The organism is Streptococcus sp., assembly GCF_030825805.1.
Taxonomy (GTDB): domain Bacteria; phylum Bacillota; class Bacilli; order Lactobacillales; family Streptococcaceae; genus Streptococcus.
Genome location: NZ_JAPJPF010000004.1, coordinates 25,911 through 37,575 on the forward strand (window position 1 = coordinate 25,911; position 11,665 = coordinate 37,575).

The window sequence follows — 11,665 nt, forward strand, 5'->3', positions numbered from 1 at the left end:
AAGCTTGTTCTATCTTAATGGTTACCTTTCTCTTCTTCTAGCTGGCTTCTCAGACTGAAATGATCTGGAACTGGATCCACTCCAGTCTTGCTCCAGGGATGGCAACGAAGAATCCGAGCAAGCCCCATCAAAATTCCTTTTAAACCATGCCGTTCAATGGCCTGAATCATATAGTTTGAACAGGTAGGGCTATAGCGACAGGAAGGTGGAAAGAGGGGTGAAAGAAGGCGTTGATAGAGACGAACAAGGCCGATCGCACATTTCTTCATTATTTTTTCGTCTTTGTCACTGCAAGAGTATGCAATTGGCTAATTTCTTTTTTATTGAGACGTCGGTATTCTCCAGGACGAAGTCCAGAAACGTCTAAATTTCCAAATTGGGTCCGGGACAATTTATCCACCAAGAGGCCAACAGCTTCAAACATCTTCTTGACTTGGTGATTGCGTCCTTCATGGATGGTCAATTGGACAACCGAGCGATTCTTTTCTGGATCTACCTTTAGAATCTCATAGGTAGCTGGCTTGGTCTTTTTGCCATCAATGGTCACACCACGAGTTAAGGGACGCAAGTTTTCTTTGTTGGCCAATCCCTTCACACGCGCAACATAAACCTTATCAATCTCATTACGCGGATGGATCATTTCATCCGTAAAATCACCATCATTGGTCAAAATCAGGACACCAGAAGTATCCCAGTCCAAACGACCGACAGGATAAATCCGTTCCTTGACTTGCGGTAACAAATCAATAACAGTTGGTCTCCCTTTATCGTCTGATACACTGGAAATGACTCCTCTTGGTTTATTTAAGAGGTAGTAAACCTTCTCTTCATTGTATATCGGTTGACCTTCTACTTCCACCTTGTCTCCAGACTTGATCGTCGTCGCCAATTCACGGACCACTTGACCATTTACAGTGACAAGGCCTTGTTTAATCAGTTCCTCTGCTTTACGACGGCTTGCGACACCAGCATGAGCAATATATTTGTTAATTCTCATCAATTTCCTCAGTTCTTTCTGTAAATAATTGGCTTTCTTGACCGATTAACTCAGTCTCTTCAACAATTGGTAACTCGTCTAGATGGTTAATCCCCATATAATCCAAAAAGTAATCTGTCGTCACATAGAGATTGGGTCTCCCAATGACTTCCTTCTTCCCATCTTCTCGAATCAACTCAAAAGAAAGTAATTTTGAAATGGCCCCACTAGAGTTCACTCCACGAATATCATCGACTTCAATCCGAGTAATCGGCTGTTTATAGGCAATGATGGAGAGAGTTTCCAAGGCAGCTCGAGAGAGACTTTGATTCATTGGTGACTTTGAATACTCACGTAACAGCTCTGCATATTGGGACTTGGTCACTAATTTATAGGTTGACGCTGTCTCCAATAAGGCCATACTAGAATCCTGATCCTGCTCGTACTTCTGGGCCATTTTTTCTAAACTTTGAATTACTCCTGTGGGAGGAAGGGATAAGAGATCGGCAATCTGCCTCACCGTCAAACCATCTTCTCCTGCAACAAACAAGAGGGCCTCCATCTCTGCAATTTTACTCATTCTTTAATCCTACTAAAATAATATCTCCAAATGGTTCTTCCTGAAGAGCCTTAACTTCTTGTACTTTAATTAATTCCAAAGTCGCCAAAAAGACTGTAATCAGTTCGTTGACATCCTTGGCTTCCTCAAAAATATCTTGTAGCAAGATTCTCTTACCAGGCTGACACAAGTGACGAACAACATTCATCAGGTCTTCAATTTTATACTCGTCTCGAACAATGGTCGTATGATTTTGTCGAAATTCTTCTTTCTTTTTCGTTAACAATTTTGAAAAGGCCAAGAAAAGATCAATCGTGGTCTTGTCATGGACCAATTCTGCATCATCATAGACTAATTCCGTTTTGGGTTTTGAAAAGTACTGGGCTCTCTCCTCGTGTTGAAGGGCCATCTTTTCACCCAATAGTTTAAACTTCCTGTACTCTTCGATTTGAGACAGGAGGTCCTGCTCTAAATCTTCTTCATCCGTTGCTTGCTCCGCAATTTTTGGAAGGAGACGCCGACTCTTAATCAAGGTCAACTGACTGGCCATCAGCATGTATTCACCAGCAACCTCTAAGCGCATGGCTTGGAGGGTCGTCAGATAGGCCAAGTACTGCTCGATCACCTCAATTAGAGGAACCTCATAAATATCCATCTGATATTTTGAAACGAGGTGTAAGAGAAGATCCAAGGGACCTTCAAAATCCTTTATTTTAATATCCATTACTTATACTTTTCTAGGGTTACTAGGGTTTTTAAACCGAGCTCTCGGGCGATGCTAAACAGATCCATCCCCTGTTCTCTTTGTTTTAAAATGTATTGTTCCCGTAAGGATTGCGCCGAAAGATTTTCAAAACCTTTTTCCAATAGGAAGGACTCTAATTGACGGAAGCCCCACTGACGTGAATAGGCCTTGCCCTTGTTATCAAATAAATAAGTCCCTGTCATCAAATCTGTCAACTCTCCCAGAAGTGCATCCGGGATACGCAAAACCCGTTTCTGTCCTTCTTTCCCTACTCGTAAAACCTGAAAATCCAGTTCAATATCAACGATTTTCAACTGAAGAATTTCACTAGGCAACAAGCCCATCTCGACAATCAATAGGGCAATCAAGCGCCCTTGGGATAAGTCTGATCCTTCCCACAAGAGGGATAAGTCCAATAGTTCTTGATCGTGGCTTTTCGGCACAGAGACTTTTGGAAGGACCAAACGATGGTAATCCTCAATAACCTGGTGCTGATAAAGATAAAACAGAAATTGGTTGACGGCTGATAGCTTCCGTTTTTGAACAGCTGGTTTAAAATCCTTAATCGAAGCTTGATAAATTCGAAGATTGGTATCTGAGACATGGTTATGAACAGTATCCACGAACTGATCCAAATCATAAGAATAGGCCGTCTGTGAATTTTCACTTAAGTCTTTTTCTTTGATAAAACTAGCTATGTATTCTTTCATTTTTTCCTCATCTCATATTCATTTGAGAAATTGTGCATGAGGGAGTTGATGGCTTTTAAAATGGATTTTCGAGTGATGATCCCTTCAAAGACTCCATCCTCTGAAACAACTGGTAAAAAGGATTCCTCTACCAACTTATGCAAGACTTCTGTCAAATTATACTCTTTTTCTAAGTACTCTCCATCCTTCTTAGTCATATGAACGATATCCATGGATGAAAAGACTTCATCAGAATAATCATGTTTCATTTGGTAAGAAAGAATATCTGTTAAAGAAATCGTCCCTACGTATTTCATTTGATCGGTCACAACAGGAACACGAGTGTAGCTAATTTGACTCAGCACCAAGATGGCATGATCCACATTGTGGGTATCAATTAAAACAGCCAAATTCCGCGCTGGTGTCAAAAAAGTCTTTTCTTCTTGAAGAATAAATTCTTCAAATTCCTTGGCGATCATCGATCAAACTCCTTTGTAAGAGGTTCATAGACCTCATGCTTCCGATTTAAAAATTCAACTCGATAGGAATCTGCATCAATTTCTACTTTAGCATAAAGGCACTCTTGAATGGGCCCCCGCGGTAAACTGATTGACCCAGGATTTAGAAAAAGGGTACGTCCTTCTTTCCAAGCATCCGGAATATGCAGATGGCCATAGAGGCAGATATCTGCATCTTCTTCTTGGGCCCACAAATCTAACTTTTGAAAACTAAAATTAATCTGGAAAAGATGACCATGGGTTTGAATAATTCGGGTAGGACCCAATTGCGTCACCAACCGTTCTGGGTATTCCCCATAAAAGTCCATGTTCCCTTTGACAACATGAATGCCTTCCCATACAGGGTCGGTACTTTCTAACTCAGAATCCCCATTGTGAAAAATGGCATCGACCTTTCCTTTATAGTGGTTTTTGATCTCTTCTACGATCTGTCGATCTCCATGAGAATCGCTCATGACGATGATTACTTGTTCTGCCATGCTGGGAATACCTCCACTAATTTCTTCACGGCTAAAGCACGATGCGATTGTTGATTTTTCTCCTTTAGAGTTAGTTGAGCAGATGTCTTACCTGTTTCTCCTACTAAAAAGAGGGGATCATAGCCAAACCCGTTCTCACCTTTTGGTTCAAAATTGATATATCCTGGCCAATCCGCCTCCACAACAAGGCTCTCCTTACCAGGACTGGCAACCACTAAGGTTGTATGAAATTTTGCTGACCGATCCTTCAATTCAAAGACCATCGCCAGCTCATGTAAGAGCTTGGCATTGTTCTCTAGGTCGGTCGCTCCCACACCTGCAAAGCGAGCAGACCAGACACCTGGTAAGCCCCCAAGGATATCGACCATGAGTCCTGAATCATCCGCCAACACCATTTTCCCTGTTAGCTGTGAAATTGTCTCAGCTTTTAGGCGAGCATTTTCTTCGAAAGTCATTCCTGTTTCAGCTACTTCTGGAAGATCCGGATAGTCATTGAGATTCTCGACTTCAAAACCCATTTGTTCAAAGATCTGACGAAACTCTTTGGTTTTTCCTTCATTCCGAGTAGCGATTAGCAAGCGATCCTTAAGACCTTCCTGGCCCCAAAAATCTGCAAGTGGAAGACCATTTTTTGGTAGATAAACAGAGAGCAATTGCTCTCCTTCTACAATGAGAAGAGCTCCTTGACGCTGCACGAGTTCAATTTTGCGACCTAGTGTTTCCTCAACGATTTGAAAGAGGAAGGTCAAAAACTGCAAACTAGATGCGTAACGAACAACCGTTACATTTAGGGGAAAGCCCAAGTCTGTTTCTCCAACTAGTGATTCTACTAGGTCAACAAGCTCAGAAGCTTCTGAAGAGACTTCGCTATATTCGTTATAGTCACTCCGATCTCCCCATTCAGCTAGAAACCAATTTAAGGCATCTTTGTATTCATATATCTTTTGGTTCATAATTCTACATGCTCCACATGAACGACTTGATGCAACCAAGTCTTGGCAATCGCTGCAAAACTGGCTGCATTGGCCGTTGTATAAAACTGATGGTGGCAGTCCTCCAGTTGACGACTGCGATTAATCTCAAAGTAGTTGAGCAAGACCGAGATATCCCGGACACACTCAGCACCGCTATCAATTAACTGAACCTCTGGCCCCATGACATTTTGAATAATAGGGCGAAGGAGAGGATAATGGGTGCATCCCAAAACCAGTGTATCTACTTTCCCAGCCAAAGGTTTCAAGGTTTCATAGACAACTTTTTTTGTAACACTGGACTGCAACTCATTAGATTCAACCAGAGGGACAAATTTCGGACAAGATAAACTCTCTACTGCCATTTCTGGTGACAGGCTTTGAATTTTTTTCCGATAAATATCTGAGGCGACCGTCATTGGAGTCCCAATGACTCCAATTCGTTTGCTTTTTGTCGCCTTGATCGCTGCGGAAGCTCCTGGCAAAATCACTCCTAGAACAGGAATATCCAAGGCTTCTTTCACCTCTTCCCATACAACAGCTGTCGCCGTATTACAGGCCAAAACAATCATCTTCACATTTTTCGTTAGGAGAAAACGAACCATCTCCCAAGTATAGTCACGAATTTGATCTGCTGGTCTCGGGCCATAAGGTGCTCTAGCGGAATCACCAATATAGACCACCTCTTCATGGGGAAGTTGCCGCATCAATTCGCGAACAACGGTTAACCCTCCGACACCCGAATCCAAAAAACCAATTGGTCGATTGTCCATCTGCCTTCCTTTCAAAACAAGGGACCAAGAAAAATCTTAAAGTCCCTCTACTTATTTTATTGTGTCATCTGTTTTGCTTTTATTTCTTCTTCGTATTCAAAGATGCTTTTTGTTGATTCAGAATTTGACGGTAGACTTGTTGCACCTTCGCTTCACTTGGACGTTGACCACTAGCTCCCAACAATGTACGAACTGCTTCAACATTCAAACGTGGGTTTGATGCAAATTCTTTTTCAAACTGCTTGCGAAGTAGGTACATACCTGCCAACATTCCACCAAAGAAAGCAAGGATAATCAATAAAATTGTCAAAAATGTAGACATAAGTGTTTTTCTCCTAAATTCAATATTTACACATTTTCTATTATACCAAAAAGGCCCTATTTTTCAAAGTCAAAGCCATACAATGTTGCAAAGTAATCCTCTGGTTTTTCGGCCCGTCGGATGAGACGAGTTTGGCCTGATTCTTCTAATAAAATCTCGGCAGAGCGAAGCTTGGCATTGTACTGATAGCCCATGGAATAACCATGCGCTCCTGTATCATGGATGACCAAGAGATCCCCAATCTCAGAGATAGGAAACTCCCGATTCTTGGCAAATTTGTCATTGTTTTCACACAAACTACCAACAATGTCGACTACTTCTGTCTCACCTTCTGGACGATCGAGATTGGTGATATGGTGGTAGGCCCCGTACATAGCAGGACGGAGGAGGTTGACAGCCGAAGCATCTACTCCTAGATAGGTCCGATAAGTCTGCTTCTTATGGGTGACATGGGTGACTAACAAGCCATGTGGTGCCAACATGAAGCGGCCTAATTCCGTATAAATTTTTACTTGATCTAAGCCAGCAGGGATTAAAATAGCCTCGTAAGCACGACGAACCCCCTCCCCAATCACAGCGATGTCATTCGGCTGGTCTTCTGGTTTGTAGTTCACTCCAACCCCTCCAGAAAGGTTGACAAAATCCAAAGTCACCCCTGTCTTTTCAACAACTTCTACAGCCAACTGGAATAATTGCTTAGCCAATTCTGGATAGTAATCATTAGAGATGGTATTCGAAGCCAAGAGGGCATGGATTCCAAAGCGCTTAACCCCCAAGTCTTTTAACTCACGGAAGGCTCGGATCAATTGCTCCTTGGTCATGCCGAACTTAGCCTCCTCAGGGTGATCCATGATATCCGTTCCCAGTTCAAACACCCCTCCTGGATTATAGCGGCAAGAGATAACCTCCGGTAGAGTCGCAACTGACTGTAAAAAAGCTACATCTTCGTAGGCATCCAAGTTGATAGTCGCTCCTAGTTGACGGGCAAAGACCATCTCTTCAGCCGGCGTATTATTCGAAGAAAACATAATCTCTTGGCCCGTAAATCCTAATTTTTGAGCCATCAACAATTCCACATAGCTAGCACAATCCACGCCACATCCTTCTTCTTTTAGGATTTTTAGGATGGCTGGATTAGGGGTTGCTTTGATAGCGAAATACTCTTTAAAACCTGGATTCCAAGAAAAAGCTTGATGGAGGGCACGAGCTGTCTGCCGGATACCAGCTTCATCATATAGGTGAAAGGGAGTTGGATAGGTTTCAGTAATTTGTTTTAATTTCTCCCTGCTAATAAATGGACGTTTCATTTGAAGATTCTCATTTCTATCAATTTTCTTTAGTATATCACAAGTTTTCCAACAAAAAAAGCCGGTTCCCCGGCTCTTTCTATTAATCATTGCGTCCAAAAATACGTAAGATATTGATGAACAAGTTGATAAAATCAAGATAAAGTTCCAAAGCCAAGGCAACTACCCAACCATTGGTTGGTTGACCATTGGATTGTTCATAGACATAACGAATCTTTTGATTATCCCAAGCAGTCAAACCTGCAAAGATAATCACACAAAGGATGCTAAGGACATAATCCATACCAGAGCTTTGTAAGAAAATATTCGCAATTGAAGCAATGATGATACCAATCAAGGCTCCCATAAAGGCTCGTCCCATTCCAGACAAGTCTTTTTTGGTCACACGACTAATCGCTGACATGATGAAGAACATCAAGGCACTGACTACAAAAGCTTTATAAACTGTCGCTTGAGCATAGCGAGCAATGATAAAACTCAAGGTAAAACCATTCAAAGCGGAATAGGTTAAAAAGAGAGGCAAGGCCATGGGATTGTTTTTCACCGATTGTCTAGAAGCGACAAGGACTAAAATCAATTCAACGGCAATGGCAATATAGTAGACCCATGGAGCCTGAATTAGAATATACATGAAGGTTTCTTGGAAAAGGGTCATCATCAAAGCTGATACAACAGCTGAGATTCCAACTCCAACTCCGACTAGAGAATAAATTTTGCTATAAAAGCTATTAAGGCCACTTTGTTCGTGGATAACGGTTTGTTGATTCATAATCAATCATTCCTTTCAAACTTAAATTATTATGATTTTAACATTTTTCGATGGAAAAGTCTCCTCTTTGACCACTTTTTTCTCATTGGTTCTGAGGCTTCTTTGATAGCCCAGTACTTATCGACCATGGTCACGAGGAAAGATTCTTTGTAACGTGGTGGAGCAAGCGTCAATCCCCACATGTGTTTGAGGATGATATCCTCTTCTTTTTTATTGAGGCTTGTTATCTTTTTTGCATTTCGTACAGCTATTCGTGGATGGACCCAAGCATGGCTCTTATTGAATTTGACTTGGCGCCAATCATAGTAAAAAAGATCGTGCAGAAGAGCTCCTCTCGCTGTACTTTTGGTATCCCAGCCCATCTTCTTAGAAATGCGGTAACTAGTGTAGCTAACATGAATAGAATGCTCCAAACGATTGGAGTGAATATGATGCGGAATTTCCTTTAATTTTTGAAGTTTTGGGTGTTGAATCAAATGCCACACTTCAGCCATATATTCTTTATCTTTCTGATACACGAGTCTTACCTCCTTAAATCTAACTAGCTCACTCTTCTTAAATCATAGAAAACATTAAAATCCCTGCTGCAACTGCGACATTCAGACTTTCTGCTTGACCCGGCATCGAGATATGAATCAGCTGATCTGCCTTCTCAGCCATCTGGTCACTAATACCTTGTCCTTCATTCCCCATGACCAGCACAAAAGCAGGGACTTTTTCCACTTTCTTATAGTCAACGGAGTCCTTGGATAAGGTGGTCGCATAGATGGGGAGCTGGCTCTCTTTAATACCTGTCAAGAGTTGCTCTCTGTTTAAACGGATAACAGGAAGATGAAAATGACTTCCCTGCATGGAGCGCAAGGTTTTCATATTATACAAATCCGCAGATTGATCGGTTAAAAACACTCCGTCAAAGCCTGCTGCATCAGCAGTCCGAATCATGGTTCCAACATTGCCTGGATCTTGGACATCCTCTAACAACAAATACCGTCCTTGGGTCAGCTGAAGATGATGGATCGGATTTATCTTGACCTCAGCCACAATTCCTTGAGGACTTTTTGAATCAGAAATTTCTGCTAAAACCTCAGGAGATACGATGGACACCTTCGCATCTATCTTGATCTTATCTACAAACTCTTCCAAAACAAAGACTTGTTCAATCGGTGCCTGATGATTGACAGCTTCTTCATAAAGATGCCATCCTTCGATGAGGTAGGAGTCTGTTCGGTATTTTTTTTGATGAAGTTTTTTAACTTTTTTAATCCCATTATTGGACTTAGAGGTTATAATATTCATAAGACTATTATACCACATTCACAGGAGGAGCTTCTCCGTCCTGAGTAGGAATTCAATCACAAGGAGGACAAGCATGCAAAAAGTTGAAATGACAGCCCAAGGTCGGGTCCAAGGTGTTGGCTTTCGCTGGGGAGTTTATAGCTTAGCACTAGAAATCGGAGGTATTACAGGTCGAGTCTGGAACAATGATGACGGCACAGTCACTATCCTTGCTGCCTGCGAAGACAATGCCCTCATGGCCAAATTTATCCAAGAAATACGAAAAGGTCCTACTCCTTTTTCCAAGGTTTCTTATCTGGACGTCCATCTGGCAAACTTCGAACCCTACAAAGATTTTAAAATTTCAAATTAAGTCCAGAGAACTATTGTTAATTTGATAAAAAAACAGTAGAATAGAAAGGTATTATTTAAAATTAAAGGATAAAAACTCGTGAAAAAATATAAACGTTATCTACTTGCAGCCCTCAGCTTGTCTGCCCTCCTCCTCTTAACGGGATGTGTCAGCATTGACAAGACGACCAAACAACCGACCGGTTTCGTCTGGAATCTCATTGGAAAACCAATGGGAGAAGCCATCAATTTCTTTGCGACGGATCTTGGACTTGGCTTTGGTCTAGGGATTATCTTAGTAACCGTAATCGTTCGAATCATCATCTTCCCTCTAGGTATTTATCAATCTTGGAAGGCAACCTACCAATCAGAAAAGATGAACTACCTCAAACCGATTTTTGCACCGATTCAAGAACGTATTAAAAATGCAGAGACTCAAGAAGAAAAACTACTTGCCAATTCTGAATTGATGAATGCCCAAAAAGAAAACGGCGTCAGCCCATTCGGTGGTATTGGATGCCTGCCTTTGTTGATTCAAATGCCATTCTTCTCTGCCCTTTATTTTGCAGCTCAGTATACTCCAGGAGTCAGCAAGAGCAGTTTCCTTGGCATTAATCTCGGTTCAAAAAGTCTGGCATTAACCCTAGTTGTTGCTGTTCTTTACTACATTCAAAGTATGCTCTCTCTCCATGGTATCGAAGATGAAAACCAAAGAGAAACCATGAAGAAAACAGCTCTTGTAAGCCCAATTATGATTGCAGTCTTCTCTTTGATGGCACCAGCTGGTGTAACCCTTTACTGGGTAGTCGGTGGTTTTGTACAGATTATTCAACAATTTGTCATTAACTATCTCATCCGTCCAAGATTGCGGAAACAAGTTGCAGAGGAATATAAAAACAATCCTCCAAAAGCTCCAGCATCCAATGGACGTCGCATTAAAAAGGATATCACACCTACCAATCCAGCCAACTCTAATCGTTCTATTCCAACTAACGGAAACAAAAAACGAAACGCTGGAAAACAACGCAACCGTAACTAATATTAGCAAAAAGGCCGAGATATCATCTCGGCTTTTCCCATTACTACAAAAAAATGAGAGTGGTTCATTCTCATATAATAATAGATACAAACTATTGTTTTACATAAAACAGTTAGATGATTATCAAAAAATGACTTTTATTTTTTAGTTATTTAAGAAGATGAAAAACTTTCCGCTGTGAGAAAAGTGCCTGAAACTATTGTGTTTCAGGCACTCGGGAGTTTTGAGAGTAAAACAGTTTGGGGAACTGTTTTAGCCTGAGCCTGGAAATTAAAGAGCGAAGGTCTCAAAACTAAGTCATGGAACTTCTTAGAAGTTCGCTGACGTCCGTAGTCACCTAAGGAAAGTTTTTCAGAAGACTTTATCTTCAAAAAAAATGAGAGTGACTCACTCTCTTTTTATTCTGTTTTTTCAACGTTCAAGATTTTCACTTGGTAGCTTCCTGCTGGAGTTTCAATCGTCACAGTATCCCCTGTTTTCTTACCAATTAAGGCATGACCAATTGGACTTTCATTTGATATCTTACCAGCAAAAGCATCTGCTCCAGCTGAACCAACGATGATGTAGACATCTTCTTCGTCTTCACCAATTTCTTTTACGGTGACTGTTTTTCCGATCGCTACTTCATCAACAGCGACTGCATCACTATCTACAATTTCAGCATAGCGAATCTTTGTTTCTAGGCTGGAGATTTGCCCTTCAACAAAAGCCTGTTCGTCTTTAGCTGCTTCGTATTCACTGTTTTCTGAAAGGTCTCCGTATGAACGAGCAATTTTAATCCGCTCTACAACTTCTGGACGACGAACTAATTTCAATTCTTCTAATTCAAGTTCTAACTTTTGCTTTTCAGCAAGGGTCATTGGATAGGTTTTTTCTGCCATATTTATTTCTC

Annotated in this window: 17 protein-coding genes; 2 read left to right on the top strand and 15 right to left on the bottom strand. The window is 41.3% G+C overall.

The genetic code is table 11. From position 1 onward, the window contains the following. Positions 1 to 14 precede the first annotated feature (14 nt). The 14 genes from yidD to RCH62_RS01370 form a co-directional block, all read right to left on the bottom strand. Entirely contained in the window at positions 15 to 269 is a 255-nt protein-coding gene (gene yidD / locus RCH62_RS01305; RefSeq protein WP_006597287.1) for a membrane protein insertion efficiency factor YidD, read from the bottom strand. Then, a complete protein-coding gene (locus RCH62_RS01310; RefSeq protein ID WP_023024093.1) occupies positions 269 to 997 on the bottom strand; it encodes a pseudouridine synthase in 729 nt (242 codons plus the stop codon). Before RCH62_RS01310 ends, yidD begins: the two co-directional genes overlap by 1 nt. Next, positions 987 to 1,556 carry an SMC-Scp complex subunit ScpB gene (scpB, locus tag RCH62_RS01315; protein WP_125374417.1) on the bottom strand — a complete coding sequence of 190 codons (570 nt, stop codon included), beginning with the start codon at positions 1,554 to 1,556 and terminating at the stop codon, positions 987 to 989. Before scpB ends, RCH62_RS01310 begins: the two co-directional genes overlap by 11 nt. Further along, positions 1,549 to 2,259: a segregation/condensation protein A gene (locus RCH62_RS01320; protein ID WP_129822382.1), complete on the bottom strand. Its 711-nt coding sequence runs from the start codon at positions 2,257 to 2,259 to the stop codon at positions 1,549 to 1,551. The genes scpB and RCH62_RS01320 overlap by 8 nt, the downstream gene beginning before the upstream one ends. Then, complete coding sequence (gene xerD / locus RCH62_RS01325) at positions 2,259 to 2,990, bottom strand: site-specific tyrosine recombinase XerD (RefSeq protein ID WP_006595787.1); 732 nt, start codon at positions 2,988 to 2,990, stop codon at positions 2,259 to 2,261. Before xerD ends, RCH62_RS01320 begins: the two co-directional genes overlap by 1 nt. Beyond that, positions 2,987 to 3,448: a cyclic-di-AMP-binding protein CbpB gene (gene cbpB / locus RCH62_RS01330; RefSeq protein ID WP_306474451.1), complete on the bottom strand. Its 462-nt coding sequence runs from the start codon at positions 3,446 to 3,448 to the stop codon at positions 2,987 to 2,989. The genes xerD and cbpB overlap by 4 nt, the downstream gene beginning before the upstream one ends. Further along, positions 3,445 to 3,966, bottom strand: coding sequence for a metallophosphoesterase (locus tag RCH62_RS01335; RefSeq protein ID WP_006595785.1), 522 nt, complete (start codon positions 3,964 to 3,966; stop codon positions 3,445 to 3,447). The genes cbpB and RCH62_RS01335 overlap by 4 nt, the downstream gene beginning before the upstream one ends. Continuing rightward, positions 3,951 to 4,919 carry a nucleoside-triphosphate diphosphatase gene (locus RCH62_RS01340; protein WP_306474452.1) on the bottom strand — a complete coding sequence of 323 codons (969 nt, stop codon included), beginning with the start codon at positions 4,917 to 4,919 and terminating at the stop codon, positions 3,951 to 3,953. The genes RCH62_RS01335 and RCH62_RS01340 overlap by 16 nt, the downstream gene beginning before the upstream one ends. Beyond that, positions 4,916 to 5,710: a glutamate racemase gene (gene racE, locus RCH62_RS01345; protein WP_306474453.1), complete on the bottom strand. Its 795-nt coding sequence runs from the start codon at positions 5,708 to 5,710 to the stop codon at positions 4,916 to 4,918. The genes RCH62_RS01340 and racE overlap by 4 nt, the downstream gene beginning before the upstream one ends. A gap of 79 nt (positions 5,711 to 5,789) precedes the next feature. Then, the gene (locus tag RCH62_RS01350; RefSeq protein ID WP_006595782.1) at positions 5,790 to 6,032 is read right to left on the bottom strand and encodes a YneF family protein; all 243 of its coding nucleotides are present in this window, start codon (positions 6,030 to 6,032) and stop codon (positions 5,790 to 5,792) included. Between the two features lie 56 nt (positions 6,033 to 6,088). Beyond that, the gene (locus RCH62_RS01355; protein WP_306474454.1) at positions 6,089 to 7,339 is read right to left on the bottom strand and encodes a diaminopimelate decarboxylase; all 1,251 of its coding nucleotides are present in this window, start codon (positions 7,337 to 7,339) and stop codon (positions 6,089 to 6,091) included. Positions 7,340 to 7,421: 82 nt separating this feature from the next. Continuing rightward, positions 7,422 to 8,108 (bottom strand): Bax inhibitor-1/YccA family protein, encoded by a 687-nt coding sequence (locus RCH62_RS01360; RefSeq protein WP_129270194.1) that lies wholly within the window; start codon positions 8,106 to 8,108, stop codon positions 7,422 to 7,424. Positions 8,109 to 8,137: 29 nt separating this feature from the next. Further along, complete coding sequence (locus tag RCH62_RS01365) at positions 8,138 to 8,602, bottom strand: HD domain-containing protein (protein WP_306474460.1); 465 nt, start codon at positions 8,600 to 8,602, stop codon at positions 8,138 to 8,140. 61 nt (positions 8,603 to 8,663) lie between these two features. Next, positions 8,664 to 9,404, bottom strand: coding sequence for an RNA methyltransferase (locus RCH62_RS01370; RefSeq protein ID WP_023024117.1), 741 nt, complete (start codon positions 9,402 to 9,404; stop codon positions 8,664 to 8,666). A 73-nt stretch (positions 9,405 to 9,477) separates the two neighbouring features. On the opposite strand from RCH62_RS01370, the gene RCH62_RS01375 reads away from it, so the two are divergent. Together RCH62_RS01375 and yidC are read left to right on the top strand one after the other, a co-directional pair. Further along, positions 9,478 to 9,756, top strand: coding sequence for an acylphosphatase (locus RCH62_RS01375; RefSeq protein ID WP_023024118.1), 279 nt, complete (start codon positions 9,478 to 9,480; stop codon positions 9,754 to 9,756). 78 nt (positions 9,757 to 9,834) lie between these two features. Next, positions 9,835 to 10,773 carry a membrane protein insertase YidC gene (gene yidC, locus RCH62_RS01380; protein ID WP_120701702.1) on the top strand — a complete coding sequence of 313 codons (939 nt, stop codon included), beginning with the start codon at positions 9,835 to 9,837 and terminating at the stop codon, positions 10,771 to 10,773. Positions 10,774 to 11,171: 398 nt separating this feature from the next. On the opposite strand, the gene greA is transcribed toward yidC, so the two are convergent. Further along, positions 11,172 to 11,654, bottom strand: coding sequence for a transcription elongation factor GreA (greA, locus tag RCH62_RS01385; protein WP_023024120.1), 483 nt, complete (start codon positions 11,652 to 11,654; stop codon positions 11,172 to 11,174). Positions 11,655 to 11,665 lie beyond the last annotated feature (11 nt).